This window comes from Asaia sp. A2, from assembly GCF_057319415.1.
Genome location: NZ_JBXWTO010000003.1, coordinates 202,561 through 226,563 on the forward strand (window position 1 = coordinate 202,561; position 24,003 = coordinate 226,563).

A 24,003-nucleotide genomic window follows, 5' to 3' on the forward strand; every position below is an offset into this window, starting at 1 on the left:
GCTCCCGCGCTTACAAGTTTTTGTCAGTCCTGGCGATAGTTAGGTGCTTCACGCGTGATGGTCACGTCATGGACGTGGCTTTCGCGCAGGCCAGCATTGGTGATGCGCCGGAAACGCGTACGCACCTGCAGATCGGCTACTGTGGCCGATCCAGTGTAGCCCATGCCCGCCTTCAGGCCACCCACGAGCTGATGGACCACGGCCGCCATGCTGCCCTTGTAAGGCACCTGACCCTCGATCCCTTCCGGCACAAGCTTGAGCGAGTCCTTGACCTCGGCCTGGAAGTAGCGATCAGCCGACCCACGCGCCATGGCCCCCAGCGAGCCCATGCCACGATATGCCTTGTAGGAACGTCCCTGATGCAGGAACACCTCGCCTGGGCTTTCCTCACAACCGGCCAGCAGCGAACCGATCATGACCACATCCGCCCCGGCACCGATGGCCTTGACAATATCGCCCGAGGTGCGAATGCCACCATCGGCAATGGCGAAGATACCGGCCTCGTGACAGGCGGCTGACGTTTCCATGACGGCTGAGAACTGCGGAACACCCACACCGGCCACGACGCGCGTGGTGCAGATCGAGCCAGGACCAATACCGACCTTGACGCAATCGGCACCGACATTGGCCAGCGCAAGGGCAGCCTCCGGGGTGGCGACATTGCCAGCAATGACCTGAATACCGGCATGGCGGGATTTCAAGGTGGCCACGGTGTCGAGCACGCCACGCGAATGACCATGCGCCGTATCAACAATCACGATATCCACGCCAGCCGAGACCAGCGCTTCGGCGCGGGCCAGCCCGTCGGCACCAACACCGATTGCGGCGGCGCAACGCAGACGGCCAAACTGATCCTTGATGGCGAGCGGATGGGCCTCGGCCTTGTCCATGTCCTTGACCGTGATCAGACCGATGCAGCGGTTCTGGTCATCCACCACCAGCAGCTTTTCGATGCGGTGGCGATGCAGCAGATCCTGAGCCACAGCGGCGTCAGCCCCGTGACGGACGGTCACAAGGTTCTCGCGCGTCATCATGTCACGCACGGGCGTGTTCAGATCACTCGTGAAGCGCATGTCGCGATTGGTGAGAATACCAACCAGTTCACCACTGCCCGGCAGCACAACCGGAAGACCGCTGATGCCGTGCTGAGCCATGATGGCGTGTACATCGCGCAGAGTCTGTTCGGGGCCAACGGTAACAGGGTTTACAACCATGCCGGATTCGAAGCGCTTGACGCGGCGCACATGCTCCGCCTGCTCCTCGACGGACAGGTTCTTGTGAATCACGCCCATGCCGCCCTGCTGCGCCATGGCAATGGCCATCGCATCCTCGGTCACGGTATCCATAGCCGAGGACAGAAGCGGAATATTCAGTTCGATCGACCGCGTGAGGCGGGTGCGTGTGGAAGCCTGAGCAGGCAGCACGTCCGATGCGGCGGGCTCAACCAGCACGTCATCGAAAGCAAGGGCTTCGCGGATTCGGTCATGAGACACGCTGCGCGAGGCAAAGTCACCAACCCGTTCGCCAGCCATTCCGGTTGGTGTTTCATTGGTCGTGGTCATGTGCCGCAGCCTCCCCGCATATCAATCAGGAAAGCCCGCGGCTTTCCCACCGTTGGCGCGTCCTCTTAGACCAAAGCGGTCCATGTTGAAAACAGGAGAATGCGTGAGGCTTTGCAAATTTAACCTGTTTGCCATCCACGACACAGTATGCCGGCAGCATGATCGACGGCGCCCCAACCCGGCTCAACATCATTGATCCATCGTCGTGAGCCGGGCCAGGTTCAGGCTGCTGCGATGGCACCGACCGGCAAAGCTTCGCCACGCAGAAAGTCGCGGATCGTCTGTGCAGCTCGGAAAGAGGCGCCGCGTCGGGGCTGCGAGCCGAAAGTCTCCTGAATGACGCGTTCCTGACGCGCCTTGTAGAGTGCATGACGCGATTCCGCCCGTGCCAGCGCCTGATAAATGTCCTCCGGGCGCTCCACCACATCCCCCAGCGTCCAGTGCCGAAAATGAGGATTATCCCGCCATGCCACCCCGTGGGGGTTGAAAAAAACGCAAGGCCGAGGGGTGATAAGGAACTCGTAAACCTGGGAGCTGACATCGCCGATATAGAGAGACGCCCGCGCGGTGTGGGTCATGTCGAGCATCGAAGATGAGGCTGTATCGAGACGTACCCTCCCCCCCACGACTTTCTCGAACTGCCGACGACGCCTTCCAAAATCCTTGTGGAAAATCTTCACATGGGGCGCAACGAGCAGGTCGTATCGATCAAGACGATTGACGGCCTCGGCGAGCGGCGTGAGATAATCCCGATAGGACGAAAGTCCCTTCTTGTAATGAGGATTGTAGAGGGCCAGGGGTCTGGCGCTGCTTTCCGAGACACGAACGATCCGATCACCATTGACGGCATCGAATTTCGGGTACCCGATGATGCGAGTCTGCGCCGCTGTCGCGAGCTTCTTGGCCAGAAACGCCTCAGCGATCTTAGGTCCGGAGACGAGAGAGAGATCAAACTGGCGGATAAGATGCTCGTCATTGACCTCACGATCTCCCGCACCATGCTGGATCAGGATCAGAGCGGGTCGCGTGAGCCCCATTTCACGCAGTAGCCCGGCCGAGTATTCTGTCGCGACAACGGCATCGAAAGCCTCCAGCTGGGCGACATTGGCGCGCATGACGACTTCACGTTCAGAGTCCAGACGGCGTAGACGGCGTAGCAGCATGGCTCGTGCGGGCATCCGGAGAGTGCCGCGAACAATATGACCACCCAGCTGGTTCGTCTCACGTATACGGTCGAGATGCTGCGCGGTCTCGGGGAAGCTGACGAATTCCGTCACCTCGACATTGGGAAGCTGGGACAGGGCAGAGGAAACAGCGGCCACGTGATAGCATTGATAGGGCTCAGCCACGTAAAGAAACGCTATTTTCATCCGGGGCCTCAACTCCTGCAGCTTTGACAATACAGCTCTGTCATACGCGAGAACTTCATAACAATGAGTAACAATGTAATTCTCGGATTGACGAGATCGTGGCGCCTGAAGGCGAGCCGAGGCAAAATGCTCACAATATAGCGTGAATTATCGGAATAAATCACACGATACGTTGCGAGATATGAAAATTATAGACGGTTCTTATTACCAACATGAAGTATAATGCGCTATTTTACATAATCAATGCATATTGTGCTTTATAATGACGTCGAAGAGTAGCTTCTGGATTAGATCACGAAGCGACGCGACAGTAACATTCGCTTTTATTGTTACAATTTTCGGCTTGCGCACTTGTCGGCGACGTTGACTATAAAACGAAGTCTCACTTGTCCGTTACAATTCAGTGACAATATAACCTGCTCACGTGGCGGAGAACCGACCGTCGGTCACGCAACGATAGTCCACCCCGCCCCCCAGCGCCGCGAACTGCTCGCGATCTGTCCCGGTCAGAAACACCTCAAAGGCCTGATCACGGAGATAACCCAGCAAGCCCTCCCGTCGTCGGGAATCAAGATGAACAAGAGGTTCATCAAGGAGGATAAACGGGGCTCGACCTGTCCGCGACGCCGTCAAACCGGCATGGTTGAGAATGACATGAACCAGCATGGCCTTTTGCTGACCGCTGCTGGACAGGGCTGCCGATCGACCACTGGCGGCATCCTGAAGGCCAAAATCGGTCCTGTGCGCGCCGACACTCGTGGTACTGCGCTGCGCATCTTCGCTGCGCGCTGCACTCAGCTTCCCCCGCAAGCCATCTTCCACCACCAGCGCCGACCTGCGATGCAGATCCGCCGCAATCTCGCAGTCCAGATCCACCCGTGCAACGGGGAACCCCGTACCCTCTGTAAGCGCGGTCGCGTTCATCGCATCGACAAGAGCCATGCGCGATGCGGTCAGCGCCACCGCATGACGCGCGATACTGTCCTCGAGGGCATCAAGCCAGCCCTTCTGATCCGGGCGAGTCGCTAGAAGCCGGTTGCGTTGGGTCACGGCACGCTCATGCGCTGCGCTCTCACGCGCATGATTGGGATCGAGAGCCAGAACAAGGCGGTCGAAGAACCGTCGCCGCCCGGAAGCCGGGTCGCTGAACAGGCGGTCCATTTGTGGGGTCAACCATGTGACTGCGCAGTAGGGTGCAATCTGACCCTGGTTGCGAATCACCTCGTTATTGAGGCGGAAAACCCGCCTGACCGGATTGGCCGGATCGGTACCCGTGGCGAGGTCCACGCCCTCACCCGCCGCATCATTCAGACGGGCCACAACGCCCCAAGGACCGCCATCATGACGCTGGATCTGGGCGTTGGAAGCTGCCCTCAATCCACGCCCTGGGGCAAGGAGCGAGAGCGCCTCGAGCAGATTGGTCTTGCCCGCCCCGTTCTCACCCGTAAGCACAACGAGGCGGCTTCGCGGCGTCCAGACCAGACGCTCGTAATTGCGAAAATTCGTGAGAACGAGCCTGTCGATACGCAAGAAGGCGGCCCGCTCCCGAATCAGACGCGCATGGGCATCAGCACGTAAAGCGCTGTCGGCAGGTTGGTGTCGCGCACGAGGGTCGGTGCCGCACTATCGGCAAAGGCAAACTCGGCCTCGACATCAATCTGGTCCGTGATGTCATTGAGATAGCGCGCCTGAAAGCCGATCTCCAGCGTCGGGCCGTCATAAGACACGCTAGTCTCGTCCAGCTCTTCCTTGGCCATGCCCTGGTCCGGACTGATGGCAGAAAGGGTCAGAAGATTGGTCTGCACGGCAAGCTTGACCGGGCGCGAACGCTCCTGGCTGATTGCCGCGACGCGGGCCACAGCGTCTGCAAACGCCTGCTTGTTCACCTTCAGGAAACGGTCATTGTTTTTCGGAATGACGCGCTCGTATTCCGGGAACGTTCCGTCGATCAGTTTCGAGGTCAGCATCACAGCGCCGACGCGGAACTGGATGCGGGTATCGGACAGGCTGACCTGCACCGTGCCAGCGCCCTCATCGAGAAGCTTGCGGAGTTCGGCCACGGTCTTGCGCGGAATAATGACGCCCGGCATATCGGCGGCACCGGCAGGCAGATCGGTCTCGACGCGGGCCAGACGATGACCATCCGTTGCGACGGCACGCAGCTTGCTCGCCTCGCCATCCTTCGCGACATGAAAATAAATGCCGTTGAGGTAGTAGCGCGTTTCTTCGGTCGAGATAGCGAAGCGGGTACGATCAACCAACCCACGCAGCACCGCAGCCGGGATGGAGAACTCGCAGGGCAGATCACCGGCGACCATTGAGGGGAAATCCTCAACAGGAAGCACATTCAGGCTGGTGGCATAGCGTCCGGCGCGCAGCGCCAGCGGGGCATCACCGCCACCGTGATCGAGCTCGACCACCGAGCCGTCCGGCAGCTTGCGCACGATCTCGTAAAGGACACTGGCCGGGGCGGTCACTGCACCGTCACGGGCGCCCTCGGCAGCCACTTCCTCGACGACCGCAATCTCCATGTCGGTAGCAGTCAGACGCAGAAGATTGCCCTCGATGGAGAGCATGACATTGGCCAGGATGGGGATCGTGTTGCGCTTTTCCGCAACGCTCTGGATATGGGCAAGGGCACGGATCAGCGTTGTGCGGTCAGCCTGGAATTTCATATGATCGTAGACCCTCGAACACCCGAAAAACAAAAAAACAGTCTAGCAGAGCCGCTTGCCGCGGCAAAGATCACCCCTCGAGCATACGACGCAGCAATTCCACGTCTTCTGCGAAGGCAACATCACGCTCCATCAGTTCCTGCACGCGCGAGACAGCATGCATGACCGTGGTATGGTCACGGTTGCCGAATTTACGGCCGATTTCCGGCAGGGAGCGGCTGGTAAGCTGCTTGGCAAGGAACATGGCGACCTGACGCGGTCTTGCCACGGCGCGCGCGCGACGGGCCGACGACATATCGGTCAGGCGGATATTCCAGTGCTCCGACACCTTGCGCTGGATCTCCTCAATGGTCACACGACGGTCATGCGCCTTGAGAATGTCATGGAGCACGTCCTGCGTGCTTTCCAGCGTGACAGGGCGGCCAAAAAGGTTGGCGTGGGCAATCAGGCGATTGAGGGCCCCCTCAAGCTCGCGCACATTCGAGGTGATCTTGTGGGCCAGGAATTCGAGCACCTTGGCAGGGACGGCAACTCCCGAGGCAAGCGCTTTTGCTTCCAAAATGGAGATACGCAGCTCGAACGTTGTCGCGTGGATATCGGCCACCATACCGCAACCCAGGCGGGTACGCAGGCGATCCTCCAGCCCCGAAAGGTCAGAGGGCGACTTGTCGGCGCTGACCACAATCTGACGTCCCGCATCGACCAGGGCATTGAACGTATGGAAGAACTCTTCCTGCGTATTGTCCTTGCCGATCAGGAACTGCAAATCGTCGATCATGAGCACATCGACCGAGCGCAGCTGCTCCTTGAATTCCATCGTCGATTGCGAGCGAATGGCCGCAATGAAGCGGTACATGAATTTCTCGGCCGACATATAGGCGACTGAGACACGCCCACCACTTGTCAGTTCCGAACCAATGGCGTGCATCAGGTGCGTCTTGCCCAGACCGACACCGCCATAGAGAAAAAGCGGGTTGAAACCGGGGCTGGACGGCTTCTCGGCCACACGGCGAGCACAGGCGTACGCAAACTCGTTGGGCTTGCCTACAACGAAGCTGTCGAAGGTGAAGCGCGGGTCGAGTGGCGCCGCCAGATCGTGTCGCGCGTCCTGCACAGCGACAGCCGGAGCCGCAGGGGCCTCGATCTCGACCACTGGGGCCGCAGCCTCGACGGCAACCGGCGTTGCAAGCCCATCGCCAACGCGCTGGACCTGAAGCTCAACGTGGTGAACGGCGCGGTTCTCGTTGCGCCATAGCTCCTGGAGGCGGTCGCCATACTGGCCACGCACCCAGTCACGCAGAAAGCGCGTTGGCAGAAAGAGGGTTATTTCATCCTCTTCCAGCGGACCGAGCACAATCTGCTGCAGCCAGGTACGGTACTCAACGTCACCGACCTCGACACGTAGTCTTTCGCGCACCTTGACCCATTGGGAAGCAAGGACAGGATCGGTTCCGCTGGTGCAGGAAACCGTTTCCGTCACTGCAGGAAGATCCGTATGAGACCCTTCGTCTGCCATCACTCCCCCGAGTTGTAACAAAAGACACGACAGGAGCCATCACGTGCAATGAGGCATGACCTTCCTGATCCCCAGCTAAAGGGCGGACAGAATAGGGCAAACAGCGCGCGACAGGCAAGCTCAACCGGATGTCATAAAGCAGGACGACCGGCGAAAAAAAAGAACGGATATGGTCGTGTGACCACACCCGTTCTTTCTGTAGGCTCAGACCGGGGAGCGCTTCAGAAGAGGCACTACCCTGTTATCTGATCAGGCCGAAGCCAGAGCCTTGATGCGAGCCGAAAGGCGCGACAGCTTGCGGCTGACGGTGTTGGCGGCGAGAACGCCCTTGCCAACAGCGCGCTGCATTTCCGGCTGGGCAGCACGCAGAGCGTCGTTTGCTGCAGCCTTGTCACCCGAGAGGATGGCGCTCTCGACCTTCTTCACGAAGGTACGGACGCGGGACATGCGGGAAACGTTACGCTCACGGCGACGCTCGTTCTGACGGATGCGCTTGCGCGCAGAGGCGGTGTTAGCCATTTCTACTCTTCAGCCCTGTTCTGTTCGGCTTGTTAGGTCGTCTTGCAACGACAATAAAGCATACCGGCCAATCATCTCTAGAAGAGACGCAGAGCCAGCGGAGGGCTCGCCTTTAGTCCAGTTTCACGCTGCCAGTCAAGCGTCCTCTAAAGAAAGTGGCAGCTGACGGCGCGGACAATAGAAGCTTGACCGCCCTGCCTGTACCAGACGACGGATTCCCCCGCACGCCGGAAAGCCCGGACATTCGGGACAGGGCTCCCCTTCGCGGCCATAAACCTGATGCAGATCCTGAAACGCTCCCTTTTTCCCTTCGGCATCCACATAATCGCGCAAGGTGGATCCCCCTGCATCGATTGCCTCGCGCAGCACGGCGGGGGTGATTTCTGCAATACGGGCAATCTGCGTTTCATCCAGAGACGAGGCCAGACGTTCGGGATGAATTCCGGCACGATACAGGATCTCGCATACATATATATTGCCGAGCCCGGCGACGACATGCTGGTCGAGCAAGGCGGTCTTGATAGGCGCGCGCTTGCGATGAAGTTTTTCTTGGAGATAGGCAGCATCAAAGCCGGGTTGAAGCGGATCGGCCCCAAGCTGTCGCAGCAGGGGATGCTCTCGCTCCCGCCCTGCATCGGCCAGCAGAAAGCAACCGAAACGCCTTGGGTCGACAAGGCCGATATGTGTCCCATTATCGAGCCTGAGGGTGACATGCTCATGGCGCTGAGGCTGATAGGCCCTGCCCTTTGGTGAGCCGGGCGTGATCCGTATTCGTCCGCTCATACCAAGATGTATCAGCAGGGTCGGGCCACGCATGAGGGCAATCAGCATGTATTTGCCCAGACGGGTTGAATCACGGATCTTCTTGCCATCCGCCCTGATCGAAAGATCATCGGGCACCGGCCAGCGCAGATCGTGACGCACCTCGGTGCTGATGATACGGCGACCGGCAAGCGCCGATCTTAATCCATTCAGGATGGTTTCAACTTCTGGTAGCTCTGGCATCTTGGGTGCCGACACTATATCCAGAGAGACATGACCGACAACGCATCATTTCCCCCTCCCGAATCAGCGCACGCCGACAGGGACGAAACCACCGATTTCGGCTACCGCTCTGTCCCGCGGGCTGAAAAGAAACCTCTGGTGCGCGCCGTGTTCGACAGCGTGGCGGGTCGCTATGACGTCATGAACGATGTGATGTCGCTTGGTATCCACCGGGTATGGAAGCGCATCTTCATCAACACGCTCGCACCGCGCCGCGACCTGAAGCTGCTCGATCTGGCCGGGGGCACCGGCGATATCAGCTTTGGCTGGCTGCGCAGCAATGGCGGCCCTGCCCTGCTGACGGACATCAACGCCTCGATGCTTGAGGTCGGTCGGTCGCGCGCTGCCAGCAAGGGATATCTGACGGATATCGAGTTCTCGGTTGTCGATGCCGAGGCCATTCCCCTGCCCGATCGCAGCGTCGATCGTGTTTCGATCGCATTCGGGCTGCGCAACTGCACCGACAAGGATGCTGTCCTGCGCGAGGCCCGTCGCGTCCTGCGTCCGGGAGGCAAGTTCTGCTGCCTCGAATTCTCCCATGTGCAGGTGGCGGCTCTGGCCCCGATCTATGATGCATGGTCGTTTGGCGTTCTGCCCAAGATGGGCCAGATCATCGCCAAGGACTCCGAGAGCTATCAGTATCTGGCGGAAAGCATCCGCACCTTCCCCGAGCAGGAGGTGCTTGCCGAGATGATGCGCAATGCGGGCCTTGAAAAGGTCAGTTACCAGAATCTCTCTGGCGGTATCGCAGCCATCCATTCCGGCTGGAAGCTCTGATTTTCCATGCGCGCCCGGGTCATCCTGATCATTGGCGGTGGTATTGCTGCCTATAAATCACTGGAACTGATCCGGCTGCTGCGCCGGAGCGACATCGCGGTCGAGTGCGTATTGACGCAATCGGCCACGCATTTCGTGACGCCGCTCGCCGTGCAGGCTCTCTCGGGGGCGCCGGTGCATACCGAGCTGCTTTCCCTGGCCGAGGACAGCCAGATGGATCATATCGCGCTATCCCGCAGCGCCGATCTGATTGTCGTCTGTCCTGCAACCGCCAATATGCTGGCCCGCATGGCGAACGGTCTGGCGGATGATCTCGCTACAACGCTACTGCTTGCGACCGATACCCCGGTGCTGGTCGCCCCGGCGATGAATGTGCGCATGTGGCAACATCCGGCCACACAGTCCAATCTGGCCACCCTGCATCAGCATGGTTGTTTCTTTGTCGGGCCGGATGACGGCGAAATGGCCTGTGGCGAGTTCGGTCCTGGTCGCCTGAGCACGCTGGAGACCATTCATGCGGCGATCGAGGCCGCATTGTTTCCCCATACGCCGCTCGCCGGCCTTCATGTGCTCGTCACGGCGGGGCCGACCCATGAGCCGATCGATCCCGTACGGTTCATCGCCAATCACTCCTCCGGCAAGCAGGGCTACGCCGTGGCAGAGGCCTGTGCGCGGCTTGGCGCGCGGGTCACGCTCGTCAGCGGGCCGACAAACCTGCCCTGCCCCGCCTCTGTGACGCGCATCGATGTGCAGACCGCACGCGAAATGCTGGCGGCGTGCGAAGCGGCCCTGCCAGCCGATGTCGCAATCTGCACAGCTGCGGTGGGCGACTGGCGCATGGAAGACATCGCCACGCAAAAGCGCAAGAAAATACCCGGCCAGCCCCAGACACTCGCCCTCGTCGAAAACCCGGACATTCTGGCAACACTCTCGTCGACCAGACCGGAACGCCCGGAACTTGTTATTGGCTTCGCTGCCGAAACAGAGCACCTCGAACACAATGCCCTCAGCAAACGGGCGCGCAAGAACTGCGACTGGCTGCTGGCCAATGATGTCGGTGCGGATCACCGCATTTTCGGAGGGGATCGCAACAGGATCCTGTTTCTGTCCAACGCCGCGCCCGATTACTGGCCCGAAATGACCAAGCGCGATGTCGCAGCGAAACTCGCCGCTCTGATCGCCGACCATTTTTCCTCTGCCTCAAGGTAAGGTTTCATGTCTCCGCTTCCCGTTGAACTCGTCAGGCTTCCTCATGCCGAGGGGCTCGACCTCCCCCATTATGCCAGCAGCGGGGCTGCGGGCATGGATCTGCTGGCCGCCATCGATTCGGATATGATTATCCGCGCCGGGGAACGCGCCCTCGTGCCGACAGGTCTCAAAATCGGCCTGCCCGCTGGCTATGAGCTGCAGATACGCCCGCGATCAGGTCTTGCGCTCAAGCATGGCATTACCCTGCCCAACACACCCGGTACGATCGACGAGGATTATCGTGGCGAGATCGGGGTGATCATCCTGAACACTGGCCGCGAGGATTTCGTCGTGACACGTGGCATGCGCATTGCCCAGGCTGTTCTCGCTCCCGTCATTCGTTTGACATGGGTCGAGGTTTCCGAGTTGGATGAGACGGCACGTGGCACCGGGGGTTTTGGCAGCACAGGTATCCTGCGCACACCTTGACATCACCAATACGCCTCTGACGCGAGGAAGGAGAGCATGTCGCCATTTCAGGCGCGACGCGGCACACGCGGGCCGGATCGTAAGGCAGGACTGACAGCATCGCTTGTCGGTATCCTCGTCGTGGTGGCGGCGCTGGCCCTCGTCTCGCGCCTGGTTCCCGCGCAGCTGGCGGCCTTCCAGCATCACAGCATGACAACGCCCCATTTCCGTTCTCTGGCCGGGTTCGGGGTATTGCTGGGTGACCTGGGCCATACGACGCTGCGGATGATAGCGGCCACCGTGGCCGGCGCCCTGCTGGGTGCCTGCCTGGCCCTTGCCGCAGCGAAGACACCGCCTGTGCGCGGTGCAGTGCTTACCGCGTTGGGCGGTATGCATATGGTTCCGCTTCTCTGCCTCCTGCCCTTCCTGCATCTTCTCGGCTTCGAGGTCTCCGCGATCGGGATCACCGCGCTTTGCCTTGCTGCCCCCATTGCCAGTGCAGCCCTGGGCGCCTGGAGCACCATTCCCCGCGCGCTTGATGAAGCGGCCAGAGGGCTTGGTCTGACAAGCTGGCAGCGTCTCTGGCGGCTTGAAGCCCCTTATGCCATCCCGGATTGTGTGACGGCCCTTGCCCGCACCATGCCGTTGGCCTGGTCGCTTTTGATGGCTGCCGAAATGCTGCCGGTAAACGGCACATTACCGACACGCCCCGGGCTCGGAACCCACGCGGCGCAGGCCGCGGCTCTGGGGTCGTTCTGGGAGTGCCTGCTGGCAGCCGGGCTTATCGGTGTCCTTGCCTTCCTTTACGATAGCTGCCTTGTCTTTCCATGGCAGATCTGGGCAGATCGTTATCGCCTGCGCCCGGTTTTCGAGCATGTGGCCGATCCCTGGATGCTCAAACTCTGGCGCCGTACCCGCCTGCTCAAGATCGCGGGTGAACACATGCGGTGCTGTCTTGCATGGCTGGGCGATATGCCGATCGGCCGTCGTGGCTTCCGCCCTCCCGGCGCGACATATCCGGCTTCACCGCTGATCGGGCTCTCATCGCTCGCTTTCGCCCTGCTGATCGTGATGGGCTTTTTCTACCGCCATCATGCGCTCGGGCTGAATGATCTCGTTGTCGTTGCCGAGCAGAGCCTTGTCTCGGCCCTGCGTATGACGCTCGCCCTCCTCCTTGCTCTTGCGCTGTGGCTGCCGCTGGGTGTCTGGCTCGGCCTGACGGCACGGCGCGCCGAGATCGCGCGCATGGTGACGCGCTTTCTGGCGCTCTATCCAAAGAATATCCTGTTCCCGCTGCTGTGCCTCGGCCTGACATTGCTTGGGTTGTCTCGCTTCGTCTGGCCGCTTGTTCTGTGCTTTTTCTTCATCCAGTGGCTTTTGCTGGCCCAGATCCTGCGCGGCATGAGGAGCTTTCCGGTGGATCTGCTGCAAGCCGCCCAGAACATGCAGATTCGCGGCTGGCTATGGTGGCGCAAGATCATCCTGCCCGGCATCGCCCCCATCCTGCTTGAAGCCGTCAGCGCCGCTTCGATGACGGGATGGACCATTCTGATCCTTGCCGAGCGTTCGTCATGGGCGCTGCACGGCGAAGATGGCGGCGGCATTGGGGCTTATGTGGCAAGAGCCATCGAGAATGGTGATCTGCCACGCGTCGTGCTTGGGGCGGCCGTCATTACCCTGTGCATTGCGCTGGGCGAATTCATGGTCTGGCATCCCATCCGCCTGCAGATCCGCCGCCGTATTCCGTCATCCCTGAGCCCGCCCGCCAAATGAGCATGGAGCCCGTCATGCAGGAAAGCCTGCTCTCGATCCGCAATTGCCTGCAGGTTTATCAGAAGGAGAGCAGCACTGACCTCCCCGTGCTTGAGGATGTCAGCTTTGACCTCCATGCGGGTGAAATCGTCGGGCTCGTCGGGCGTTCAGGCTCCGGCAAATCCACGCTTTTGCGTATCGCCTCAGGATTGATCCCGCCCAGCGCTGGAGAGATTCTCTGGAAAAACCAGAAGCTGACCGGGCCGACGCCCGACATCGCTATGGTCTTTCAGTCCTTTGCGCTGTTTCCCTGGCTTACGGTTCAGCAGAATATTGCGCTTGGGCTCGAAGCCAAGCGTCTGCCCCGTCTTGAATGTGAACAGCGCTGCGATGACATGATCGATCTCATCGGCCTTAATGGCTATGAGAACGCGTTGCCCAAGGAGCTTTCCGGGGCCATGCAGCAGCGCGTGGGGCTGGCCAGGGCTCTGGTCATGCAGCCAGACCTGCTGCTGATGGATGAGCCTTTTGCCTCGCTCGACATGCTCACCGCAGAAAACCTGAGAACGGACCTGATCGAGCTCTGGTCGGAGAAAAGACTGCCCACACGCGCCATGATGCTCGTGACCCATAACGTGGAAGAAGCCGTATTGATGTGTGACCGCATCCTGCTTTTTTCATCCAACCCGGGGCGAGTCTCACATGAGCTGACGGTACCGTTCCCCCATCCGCGCAACCGTGACGACGCCGCATTCCGGCACTTCGTCGATCATATCTATACCCTCATGACACGCAGAGCGCCGCTCATCTCGGAAGCCAGTCTTGAGAGTGGCACAGCCGTACCGCCCCCCCATCCAATGGCGCTGGTCCTTCCGCCTATACCCATCAATGTCCTTGTCGGCCTGCTCGAATCGCTGGCAGCCGCCCCGCTCAACGGACGAGCCGATCTGCCCCACCTTGCCGAGCGCCTTCAGATGGCGCTCGACGATCTGTTTCCGCTTGGAGAGTCCCTGCAGCTTCTCGAACTGGCCGAGCTGGAGGATGGTGACATTCTCATCACCGAGGCGGGCGCCCGTTTCGTACTGGCCGATCAGGATGAGCGTCGGGAAATCATGCGTACGGCGCTGCTCCATCATATCCCGCTCATCCGTTCGATACGTGCCGTGCTGGATGAGCGCTCCGGGCATCGCACCGGAGCGGATCGCTTCCGGGAAGAGCTGGAGGCCACTATGTCGCCGGGCTATGCAGAGCAAACGCTCATGACGGCGACCAACTGGGCGCGCTACACCGAATTGTTTGATTTTGACGAGGAAGCCGATCAGTTCATGCTTGATCGGGAGGCCACCGGGTACTGAACGACCAGCATCTGGTTGGTTTCAGCGACACCCGGCGCCGTGACGACTTACCGATTGAGGCCCGTACTGCGAGGCCCCAGGCCGGCCCGCCATGATATGCGAGCCGGTTAAATCAGATGACTTTGATCAGGCCTTCAGGCGATCGCGATACATCTTCCGGGCTTTCGCGACCTTTGGGGCAACCACAGCACTGCAATAAGCTGTCTCGGGATTACGCGCGAAGTAGTCGTGATGCTTTCCCTCGGCTTCCCAGAACACGGCGGGGCCGGCAATTTCGGTCACGATCGGATCTGGCCAGATTCCTGAAGCCTCGATCTCCTGCGTAACGTCGCGGGCAATGGCGTCCTGTGCTTCATCCAGCGCGAAAATGACCGAGCGATACTGCGTGCCGATGTCATTGCCCTGACGGTTGAGCTGGGTCGGGTCGTGGGTGGTGTAAAACACGCGCAGGATATCGCCGTAGCTGATTTCCTGAGGGTCAAACACGACTTCCACCACTTCCGCATGGCCCGTCGCACCCGAGCACACCTGCTCATAGCTCGGGTTCTCGCGTCGACCGCCAGCATAGCCGGGCTGAGCGGACTTGACCCCGCGCAGCCCGGTGAAGATCGCTTCGGTGCACCAGAAGCACCCGCCCCCGATCAGGGCTTTTTCGACAACTGCCTCGCTCATGCGCGCCTCACTGGTTTACAACTGGAAGATAGATGCTGCTGGCTTGAGCCCCACCGTGAGAGATGGTCTGCGTTGCAGTCTTGTAGTCTGCTGCCTTGGCATCGAAGATGTTCGAGACATAGGTTTGGGGGTTGCGATCGTAAAGGGGGAACCAGCTCGACTGGATCTGCACCATGATACGATGGCCCGGCAGAAAGACATGGTTCACCGCAGGCAGGGTGAACTTGTATTCCTCGACCTTGTTCGCAGGGATGGCCTCGGGATGCGCGAAATCGTGACGGTAGCGACCACGGAAGATATCCATGGAGACCGCCAGCTCGTAGCCGCCCATTTCGGGACGATCCGCCGTGACACCGGGATAGACATCGATCACCTTCACCACCCAGTCGGCATCCGTCCCTGTTGTTGCAGCGAACAGATCCGCCGTGGGCACGCCTGATACACGCACCGGATGATCCAGAACCGGCGTCTGATAGGTCAGCACATCGGGGCGGGATTCTGCAAAACGCTGATCGCTGACCAGCCAAGGCTTCCAGCGTGCGCCATCGGCAAAGCTGTACGGCCGCGTCATGAACGGCACCGGGTGGGACGGATCGGAAACATAGCTGTTGGTACCGGGCCTGGCACGCTCGAAGCTCAGCCCGTTTGCCTCGCCCAGATAGAGGCGCTCACCCGTACCTGCACAGCTCTCACCGCAATTGCCCAGCCAGCCGCGCAAGTGATCCCAGCGGTTATCGCCCGTATTATAGATGATGGCGTCGTCGAAATTGACCTTGGCACTGCCGGGCTTGAGATACTGATCAAAGAACGGACGCATCACATGGCTGCGATACCACAGCGCCGTATCGCCGTTGAAATGCAGCGGGCCGAGCGTCGAGCCATCGTAATTCACACCACTATGGCGCCACGGCCCCATGACGAGGATATTCGGCACCTTGGGGTGGTCCTTGCGCAGCATCATCCAACTATGGATGGCGCCCCACATGTCCTCCTGGTCCCAAAGCCCCTGCTCCCAGATGGTTGGCACGGTAAGAGGGTGTTTCGCCAGAAGCTTGTCGAGGGCCTGGTCCTGCCAGAAGGCGTCATAGGCCGGGTGAGCCTTGGTACGCTGCCACCAAGGAAACTGGTCGAGCCCCGCCTTGGTCGCAAAAGCGCCTGCCGATCCGGCTTCGAGGAAGTTCGTGTAGTCATCGACGTTCTGACGGGGGATGCCGTCGCCCTCGCCCTTCTTTGTCATCTGCATGGTGAAGTAGTCGAAGCTGCCCTGACGGAAAGCGCCGTAATGGAACCAGTCATCACCCATCCAGCCATCGACCATGGGGCTTTCAGGGGCAGCCACCTTGAGCGCCGGATGGGGGTTGAGGAGCGCCATCACCACAGTCCATCCTTCATAGGACGACCCGGTCATGCCCACACGGCCATTGCTCTGCTTCACGTTCTTGATCAGCCAGTCGATCGTGTCCCACGCATCGGTGGTGTCATCAGTCTTGCTGGGGTTGAGCGGGCCAATGGGCGGGCGCGTCATGACATAGTCGCCCTCCGACCCATATTTGCCGCGCACGTCCTGAAAGACGCGAATATAGCCGCCATCGACAAAGACGCCGTCACCCTGTGGCAGCACGTTGCGCATCTCGGCAGCGCCCGAGACACGATCAGCGCGCTCGGAAGCGTGATAGGGCGTGCGCGTCAGCAGGATCGGGGCTTCATGGTCCCTGGCTGCTTTTGGAATGACGATAACCGTGTGAAGTTTCACACCGTCACGCATGGGGATCATGACATCCTGCTTGATATAGTCGCGCGCCGTCTCTGGCATCTGGACATGGGCAGGAATATCCGAGCCGCGCTGCACCATATCAGGCGTGACAGGAAGACCGTTTCCTCCCTGGGCCAGGGCTTGCGAGGCCCCTAGCAGACAGGAGGTCACAAGAAGCAGGGATCGGGTCAAATGGCCAACGCGCACGCGGTTTTTCCTCTGGTTCAATGACAAGCGGCGCGATGATTGAACAGACTTCCCCTTGCGGCAAGCGATTGGCCACGTTATTTCGCACAGGGTAATAAAAATACTCGTGCGGGCTCGTTGCTATTGCATTTCATGCGCAACACGCCCCCTCACTCCAGCCCTCCCGGATCAGTCTCATGCCTGCCTATCGTTCCCGTACCACCACCCACGGCCGCAACATGGCCGGTGCCCGCGCGCTTTGGCGTGCCACGGGCATGACGGACAAGGATTTCGGCAAGCCCATCATTGCGGTCGCCAACTCCTTCACCCAGTTCGTCCCCGGTCATGTGCATCTCAAGGATATGGGGGCGCTGGTCGGTGGGGCAATTGCTGAAGCCGGTGGCATTGCGCGCGAGTTCAACACCATCGCGGTGGATGACGGCATCGCCATGGGCCATGGGGGCATGTTGTACAGCCTGCCCTCGCGCGAGCTGATCGCCGATTCAATCGAATACATGGTCAATGCCCATTGCGCCGATGCGCTGGTGTGCATCAGCAATTGCGACAAGATCACGCCGGGCATGCTCATGGCCTCGTTGCGTCTGAACATCCCTGTCGTGTTCGTCTCGGGCGGGCCTATGGAAGCCGGCAAGCTGGATGGCCCCGGCATCAATCGCAAGCTCGATCTCGTGGATTCCATGGTTGCCGCCGCCAACCCGAAAGTATCGGATGCAGAATCGGAAGCCATCGAGCGCTCTGCCTGCCCGACCTGCGGGTCGTGCTCGGGCATGTTCACCGCCAATTCCATGAACTGCCTGACCGAGGCGCTGGGTCTTTCCCTGCCTGGAAACGGCAGCCTGCTGGCCACCCATGCCGACCGCCGCGAGCTCTTCCTTGAGGCCGGGCGTCTGGTCGTTTCGCTTGCCCGTCGCTGGTATGAGCAGGATGACGCAACCGCCCTGCCCCGCAGCATTGCCACCAAGGCAGCTTTCGAAAATGCCATGACGCTCGATATCGCCATGGGCGGTTCGACCAATACGGTTCTGCATCTTCTGGCTGCCGCACGTGAGGCCGGGGTGGATTTCCACATGGCCGACATAGACCGTCTGTCGCGCAAGGTGCCCAATCTTTGCAAGGTCGCGCCTGCGAAGAACGACGTGCATATGGAAGACGTGCATCGTGCAGGCGGCATCCCGGCCATTCTGGCCGAACTCGCCCGCTGCGACCTCATCGATACAACCGCCCATACCGTTCACGCGCCGACCCTCAGGGACGCGCTGACGAAATGGGACATTCTCGAAGGCGATGACGACGCCTGCACGCGCTTTCTGGCTGCACCGGGCGGCGTGCGTACCACCCAGGCCTTTTCGCAATCCAGCCGCTATCATGCGCTCGACACCGACCGTCAGCATGGCGTGCTGCGCGATCGCGCTCATGCTTTCTCGCAGGATGGCGGACTGGCTGTACTCTACGGCAACCTCGCGGAAGCGGGCGCCATCGTGAAAACAGCGGGCGTTGTGGATAGCCTTCTGACCTTCACCGGGCGGGCCCGCGTATTTGAAAGCCAAGAAGACGCCGTGTCAGGCATTCTGGCAAACAGGATCGTCGATGGTGATGTCGTGGTCATTCGCTATGAGGGCCCCAAGGGCGGCCCCGGCATGCAGGAAATGCTCTACCCGACAAGCTATCTCAAATCGAAGGGTCTGGCCGAGACCTGTGCGCTGATTACAGATGGTCGTTTCTCGGGCGGCAGCTCGGGACTCTCGATTGGTCATATTTCACCCGAGGCAGCCGAAGGAGGATTGATTGGCCTGATCGAGGATGGCGATCAGATCGAAATCGATATCCCGAACCGCGTGCTCCGCGTGGTAATCGAAGAGTCTGTCCTGGCGGCACGTCGTGAAGCCATGGAGGCCCGGGGTGCCGAAGCATGGCTCCCTGATCGCGTGCGTGAGGTGTCGCCCGCCCTGCGCGCCTATGGCCTGCTCACCACAAGCGCTGCCAATGGCGCCGTGCGTGACCTGAGCCAGATTACGCGCCGTTCCTGAAGCAAGGCGGGAGGGTTACACCCTCCCGTGAGAGAGAAGACAAGATACCCGTCTCCGAAAGACGGTGTCGTCCCTTGAAATGTTTTCTCGCCTGTTGCTTGTCATCGAGAATTCACGCTCAGATACGTTTTGCCGTGACATGTCATGTTCTGTCACGACAACCAGCACGGTTGACCGGGCTGTAACGACGTGGAGAGACGAGGATGGATACGAGACGACTGGCCCGATTCACGCCCCCCCTCGGCCGTCGTACGTTTCTCTGTGCCGGAGCCGGGAGTCTTGCTGCTTACGCGACACTGTCCGCGCGTAGTGCGTCCCGATCGGAAGACGATGCGCAATGTCCCGAGGGTTCAGCCACACACGAGGGCGAACGCCTCGGCAAATTCGACGAAACCGGCAAAGTCCTTGTATGGCCCGGCAATACGACGATTTGTCCCTTCCCGGTTTCCCATCCTCTGGCCCAGGCCATGCTGGACATGAATCGCCTGATCACGAGCACCTATGCGCCGTACATGACCGCGACGCCGCCATCGAGCTATCACATGACGATCCTCGGCGGTGTCGATCCTGAGCAACGGCAGAAAAACAGACTGCCCTTGGGCATCTCACCGGAGATGTCAGCCAGACAGGTGAATGATCTTCTGGCCGAGCGCCTTTCCAGGGCGGCTTTTGACATCCCGGAGCGTATCGAGATGCAGATCGACCCCGACCGCTATCATGCACCGGTTGTCGGTACGCCGTTGCGCCCGGCCTGCGCGGCCATGGCAACTGGACTCTATGATCTGCGACGCCAGATTGCGGAAGTCATGCGTTTTGAACCGGATGACCTCATGAAGTATATGTTCCACGCGACCTATGCCTACCGGTTTCGCCATATCCCCCACGGAGTAAAATGGGGTTTGCGCAGGGCGGTACATCGTTGGCGTCAGGATGCTGCGGAAAAACTGGGGACCTTCACCCTCCCTGCCCCTGTCTTCTGCAGCTTCGAGACAATGTTCGCCTTCACGCCAATAATCGCACTGCGTGGCAGGGTTTCCTGACCGCGCTCCCTGTCGGCTCCTGCCTGCAAGCCTCAAGTGGGGCGAGAGTCGCCCTCGGTCAGGGCCTCGCATGATTGACGCAGGATACGCTCAAATATCCGGACAGCTTGCGTGGGCGCGGTTTCGGCAAGCGCCATCGCAATCGTTGCACGAGGCATAGCGCCCTCGATCGGATGAAAACTCACGCCATGCGCGTGAAGCTGGCTTAGATAAGCCGGGATGATTGTCACCCCCATACCAGCGGCAACCATAGGAATCGTGGCGACAACCTGCGGAGCTGATTGCCCGAGATGAGGTGAGAACCCCGCTTCGAGGCAGGCCGCGATGATCGTATCGTAAAAGCCCGGTCCAAGATGGCGCTCGAAAAGGATTAGAGGGTCCTCGGCAATATCGCACAGATGAATGGCCCCCTTGCCCGCAAGTCTGTGCGAGACCGGCAGCGCCACTACAGTCGGCTCATCCATGAGCGGCCTGACAACGATATGAGGGTCCGGTGCAGGCGGCCGCACGATGGCTACATCCACCTGACCATGACGCAAGGCTGTGCAGAGCGCTGGCGTATTACTTTCCTCCAGCGTGACCATGATGTCGGGCCGCTCCTGACGAAAGGCGTGGATCGCCGATGGTATGAGCGGCAGCAGGGTAACGCCCCCTGCCATGCCAATACGCAGGCTTCCCTCATAGCCCTCCGCAAGCCCGCGGGCGAAGGATCGAAACTCTTCGGACAAGGCCAGTATGTTCCTTGCGCGTTCAACAAGCTGCAATCCTGCCGATGTCAGCGAGGCACCCTGTCGAGAGCGGTCGAACAGGCGCACACCCAGTTCTTCCTCAAGGCGGCGTATCTGCTGGCTCAGTGGAGGCTGGGCAATGTTGAGTTGCTCCGATGCGCGCGTGAACGTTCCGCATTCGGCAATTGTCACGAGATAACGCAGGTGACGAAGATCCAACGTCATATCTTTCGGATATGGAAAACCTGTCCAACATATATTGGATGTCTCCAACTGTCAGTCATAGGATCAATGTCGGGATTGAGATTTTCTTCAAACAGGACATGATGATCATGACATTCACGGTAGGCCAGTATCTCGCCGAACGCTTCGCGCAGATCGGAATCAAAGAGCATTTTGCCGTTGCGGGTGACTATAATCTCGTGCTTCTGGACCAGTTGCTCACCCAAAATGGCACGAAGCAGGTCTATTGCTGCAATGAGCTCAATTGCGGCTTTGCTGCTGAAGGCTATGCCCGAGCACGGGGCGCCGCAGCTGCCGTCGTGACTTTCGGTGTGGGTGCCATTTCCGCCATGAACGCCCTGGCTGGGGCCTATGCGGAAAATCTGCCCGTCATCCTCGTTTCCGGTGGTCCGAATTCGAATGATCGCGGCTCAGAGCGTATCCTTCATCATACGCTCGGCAAGACAACATACGAATTTCAGATCAACATGGCGCGGGAGGTGACGTGCGCTGCCGAGAGCATCAACGATGCGGCCAGTGCACCGGCGAAGATCGATCATGTAATTCGCACCGCACTGCGCGAACAGAAACCTGCCTATCTCGACATTGCCTGCAACGTGGCCAATGCCCCCTGCTCACGGCCGGGACCGATTGAAGCGCTTCTGATGAATGAAGGTGATGGTACCAGCCTCAGGGCAGCGCTCGACAAGACGGTGTCATGGCTCTCCGGCAAGAAAAATATCGTCGTCCTCGTCGGCAGCCGTATCCGATCCGCCCACGCAGGGAAAGCCGCTGCTGAGCTGGCAGAATATACCGCATGGCCGGTTGCCATCATGGCGGCCGCCAAGAGCTTCTTCCCGGAAACCCATGCCTCGTTCAGAGGGCTTTACTGGGGGGAAGTCAGTGACCCTGGGGTTCAGAACCTGGTGGAGAAAGCCGACGCACTGTTATGCCTCGGTCCGGTTTTCAATGATTACAGCACGGTTGGCTGGAATGCCTGGCCGCAAGGCGCGCAGGTTCTTACTGCCGATCCAGACCGGATAACCGTGGATGGCATGACATTTGACCGTGTGACGATGGGGGCTTTCCTGAAAGGGCTCAGGGAACGCCTGCCCGCAGCGACCTGTCACACTGATGAAAAGGCCTCCCCGCGTTTTGCCCCGGTCACGGCTGATCCTGGGGCCAGCCTGACCAATGACGAGATGATGCGTCAGATACAGGGGTTAATCACCTCCGAAACGACGTTATCGGCCGAGACAGGTGATTCATGGTTCAACGCTTTGCGCCTTGGTCTGCCAGAGGGGGCGCGCGTCGAACTCGAGATGCAATGGGGACATATCGGCTGGTCGATCCCGAGCGGGTTTGGCAATGCCATGGGCTCACCCGAACGACGTCATATCATCATGGTGGGTGATGGCTCTTTTCAGCTCACTGCACAGGAAGTATCGCAGATGATCCGGCACAAATTGCCCGTCATCATCTTTCTCATCAACAACAGGGGCTATGTTATCGAAATTGCCATTCATGACGGCCCTTACAACTATGTGAAAAACTGGGATTATGCAGGGCTTATGGATGTATTCAATGCTGAGTCCGGTTCTGGTCTGGGATTGCACGCTTCGACGGGGGCCGAGCTTGAAGATGCTATCAGAAAAGCCCTCGCCAATACTGGAGGCCCCACGCTGATCGAATGTGCGCTCGACCGCGACGACTGCACCGAGACTCTTCGCAAATGGGGCAAGGTCGTCGCTGCAACGAATTCTGCAGCCCCTCGCGTCGAGTGATGTCGCCTCAACGATAAGAAAGAAAAAGGAGCGTGTTACACGAACATCCGCGCTCTGCCACCAGAAGACTGGATCACAAGACATGATCATATCTGCACCGACCGACTACCGAAAAGCAGCCAGGCGCGCCCTGCCCCGCTTTCTGTTCGATTATATCGATGGTGGCGCTGTCACCGAGAGCACGATGCGGGCCAATCAGCATGCGCTTCAGCAGATAAGATTCCGTCAGCGTGTGCTTTCGGGCGTCGGCACGCCGAGTTTCTCGACTGAAATTCTCGGTCAGCGCTGGTCCCTCCCGTTCGCACTTGCTCCGGTAGGGGCGACCGGCATGTATGCGAAACGCGGCGAGGTTCAGGCGGCCCGCGCAGCAAAACGCGCAGGAATCCCCTATACGCTCTCGACAGTATCGGTCTGTTCCATCGAAGAGGTCGCGCGCGATGCAGGGGGCGATCTGTGGTCGCAACTCTATGTCCTGAAGGACCGGGGTTACATGCAGAATTCGCTTGATCGTGCGTGGCAGGCCGGAATGAAGACACTCGTCTTCACCGTGGATATGCCGGTTCCGGGTTCACGCTATCGCGACCGTCATTCCGGCATGTCAGGGCCTTTGGCCTCGCTGAGACAATATGCGCAGGCAATGGCTCATCCGCGTTGGGCTCTTGAGGTCGGGCTCGGGGGGCGTCCGCTCTCCTTCGGGAATATCGAGGCCTATACCGGGCGCCGCATGACCATGTCGGATTATATGGGATTCATCGGATCGAACTTCGATCCGTCCATACGCTGGCAGGATCTGGAATGGATACGCGAGAGCTGGAAAGGCTCTTTGATCATCAAGGGGATTCTTGACCCCGAGGACGCACGCGATGCGCTTCGCATGGGGGCTGACGGCGTGATCGTCTCGAACCACGGTGGACGTCAGCTGGATGGGGCGGCGCCGACAATATGGGCACTGCCTGCCATTGCAGAGGCGGTGGGGGATCGCATGGCCGTCCTGGCTGATTCCGGAATACGTTCCGGGCTTGACGTCGCGCGCATGATCGCCTTGGGCGCCAAAGGTGTCCTGCTCGGACGCTCTTATATCTATGCCCTTGCGGCCGATGGGGAGAGAGGTGTCCGACGCCTGATGAGCCTGATTGCCGCCGATCTGAAGGTGACCATGACGCTTATTGGCGCTGGGTCGATCAGCGAGATCACGCGCGACAAGCTCGACGAGCTTGAATACGGCAAGCGCGATTGAGAACGCGCGAAGGAACAACGACTGGCAAGCTGTGGCGGGTGGCTTCGCTGCCGCCCCAACTCGTCATGCGCCTCGACAAACGTGCCCAACCAGGACGCGTGTCTGTG

The 24,003-nt window shown here is 59.9% G+C and carries 19 protein-coding genes; 9 read left to right on the forward strand and 10 right to left on the reverse strand.

Going from position 1 to position 24,003, the window contains the following annotated elements; all coding sequences use genetic code 11:
* Positions 1-23 precede the first annotated feature (23 nt).
* From guaB to mutM, 7 genes are all read right to left on the reverse strand, one after another.
* Entirely contained in the window at positions 24-1,532 is a 1,509-nt protein-coding gene (gene guaB, locus ACWNRM_RS04325) for an IMP dehydrogenase (RefSeq protein WP_051395765.1), read from the reverse strand.
* Between the two features lie 251 nt (positions 1,533-1,783).
* The gene (locus tag ACWNRM_RS04330; RefSeq protein WP_485169531.1) at positions 1,784-2,932 is read right to left on the reverse strand and encodes a hypothetical protein; all 1,149 of its coding nucleotides are present in this window, start codon (positions 2,930-2,932) and stop codon (positions 1,784-1,786) included.
* Between the two features lie 420 nt (positions 2,933-3,352).
* Positions 3,353-4,462: a DNA replication/repair protein RecF gene (gene recF, locus ACWNRM_RS04335; RefSeq protein ID WP_485169530.1), complete on the reverse strand. Its 1,110-nt coding sequence runs from the start codon at positions 4,460-4,462 to the stop codon at positions 3,353-3,355.
* Positions 4,463-4,482: 20 nt separating this feature from the next.
* Positions 4,483-5,607, reverse strand: coding sequence for a DNA polymerase III subunit beta (dnaN, locus tag ACWNRM_RS04340; protein WP_485169529.1), 1,125 nt, complete (start codon positions 5,605-5,607; stop codon positions 4,483-4,485).
* 70 nt (positions 5,608-5,677) lie between these two features.
* Positions 5,678-7,123: a chromosomal replication initiator protein DnaA gene (dnaA, locus tag ACWNRM_RS04345; RefSeq protein ID WP_408868553.1), complete on the reverse strand. Its 1,446-nt coding sequence runs from the start codon at positions 7,121-7,123 to the stop codon at positions 5,678-5,680.
* Positions 7,124-7,372: 249 nt separating this feature from the next.
* A complete protein-coding gene (rpsT, locus tag ACWNRM_RS04350) occupies positions 7,373-7,642 on the reverse strand; it encodes a 30S ribosomal protein S20 (protein WP_023977402.1) in 270 nt (89 codons plus the stop codon).
* Positions 7,643-7,777: 135 nt separating this feature from the next.
* Positions 7,778-8,647 (reverse strand): bifunctional DNA-formamidopyrimidine glycosylase/DNA-(apurinic or apyrimidinic site) lyase, encoded by an 870-nt coding sequence (gene mutM / locus ACWNRM_RS04355; protein WP_485169528.1) that lies wholly within the window; start codon positions 8,645-8,647, stop codon positions 7,778-7,780.
* 30 nt (positions 8,648-8,677) lie between these two features.
* On the opposite strand from mutM, the gene ACWNRM_RS04360 reads away from it, so the two are divergent.
* The 5 genes from ACWNRM_RS04360 to ACWNRM_RS04380 are packed head-to-tail and all read left to right on the forward strand — an operon-like array spanning position 8,678 to position 14,226.
* Entirely contained in the window at positions 8,678-9,463 is a 786-nt protein-coding gene (locus ACWNRM_RS04360) for a class I SAM-dependent methyltransferase (protein ID WP_122039351.1), read from the forward strand.
* A 6-nt stretch (positions 9,464-9,469) separates the two neighbouring features.
* Positions 9,470-10,672 carry a bifunctional phosphopantothenoylcysteine decarboxylase/phosphopantothenate--cysteine ligase CoaBC gene (gene coaBC / locus ACWNRM_RS04365; protein WP_485169527.1) on the forward strand — a complete coding sequence of 401 codons (1,203 nt, stop codon included), beginning with the start codon at positions 9,470-9,472 and terminating at the stop codon, positions 10,670-10,672.
* Between the two features lie 6 nt (positions 10,673-10,678).
* Positions 10,679-11,140 carry a dUTP diphosphatase gene (gene dut, locus ACWNRM_RS04370; RefSeq protein ID WP_023977406.1) on the forward strand — a complete coding sequence of 154 codons (462 nt, stop codon included), beginning with the start codon at positions 10,679-10,681 and terminating at the stop codon, positions 11,138-11,140.
* Between the two features lie 36 nt (positions 11,141-11,176).
* Complete coding sequence (locus ACWNRM_RS04375) at positions 11,177-12,892, forward strand: ABC transporter permease subunit (RefSeq protein WP_485169526.1); 1,716 nt, start codon at positions 11,177-11,179, stop codon at positions 12,890-12,892.
* Positions 12,889-14,226, forward strand: coding sequence for an ABC transporter ATP-binding protein (locus ACWNRM_RS04380; RefSeq protein WP_485169525.1), 1,338 nt, complete (start codon positions 12,889-12,891; stop codon positions 14,224-14,226). Before ACWNRM_RS04375 ends, ACWNRM_RS04380 begins: the two co-directional genes overlap by 4 nt.
* 126 nt (positions 14,227-14,352) lie before the next feature.
* Here the strand turns inward: ACWNRM_RS04380 and msrA are convergent, their stop codons facing one another.
* Both msrA and ACWNRM_RS04390 read right to left on the reverse strand, forming a co-directional pair.
* The gene (gene msrA, locus ACWNRM_RS04385; RefSeq protein ID WP_485169524.1) at positions 14,353-14,898 is read right to left on the reverse strand and encodes a peptide-methionine (S)-S-oxide reductase MsrA; all 546 of its coding nucleotides are present in this window, start codon (positions 14,896-14,898) and stop codon (positions 14,353-14,355) included.
* Between the two features lie 7 nt (positions 14,899-14,905).
* Positions 14,906-16,789, reverse strand: a complete 1,884-nt coding sequence (locus ACWNRM_RS04390) for a CocE/NonD family hydrolase (RefSeq protein WP_485169681.1) — start codon at positions 16,787-16,789, stop codon at positions 14,906-14,908.
* Between the two features lie 245 nt (positions 16,790-17,034).
* Between ACWNRM_RS04390 and ilvD the strand changes: the two genes are divergently transcribed.
* Both ilvD and ACWNRM_RS04400 read left to right on the forward strand, forming a co-directional pair.
* The gene (gene ilvD / locus ACWNRM_RS04395) at positions 17,035-18,885 is read left to right on the forward strand and encodes a dihydroxy-acid dehydratase (protein WP_485169523.1); all 1,851 of its coding nucleotides are present in this window, start codon (positions 17,035-17,037) and stop codon (positions 18,883-18,885) included.
* A 203-nt stretch (positions 18,886-19,088) separates the two neighbouring features.
* Entirely contained in the window at positions 19,089-19,925 is an 837-nt protein-coding gene (locus ACWNRM_RS04400; RefSeq protein WP_485169522.1) for a DUF1868 domain-containing protein, read from the forward strand.
* Between the two features lie 32 nt (positions 19,926-19,957).
* On the opposite strand, the gene ACWNRM_RS04405 is transcribed toward ACWNRM_RS04400, so the two are convergent.
* The gene (locus ACWNRM_RS04405; protein WP_485172154.1) at positions 19,958-20,872 is read right to left on the reverse strand and encodes a LysR family transcriptional regulator; all 915 of its coding nucleotides are present in this window, start codon (positions 20,870-20,872) and stop codon (positions 19,958-19,960) included.
* Positions 20,873-20,985: 113 nt separating this feature from the next.
* Here ACWNRM_RS04405 and ACWNRM_RS04410 point away from each other — a divergent pair, with 113 nt between their 5' ends.
* Entirely contained in the window at positions 20,986-22,659 is a 1,674-nt protein-coding gene (locus ACWNRM_RS04410; protein WP_485169520.1) for an alpha-keto acid decarboxylase family protein, read from the forward strand.
* A gap of 82 nt (positions 22,660-22,741) precedes the next feature.
* Complete coding sequence (lldD, locus tag ACWNRM_RS04415) at positions 22,742-23,896, forward strand: FMN-dependent L-lactate dehydrogenase LldD (protein WP_485169519.1); 1,155 nt, start codon at positions 22,742-22,744, stop codon at positions 23,894-23,896.
* Positions 23,897-24,003 lie beyond the last annotated feature (107 nt).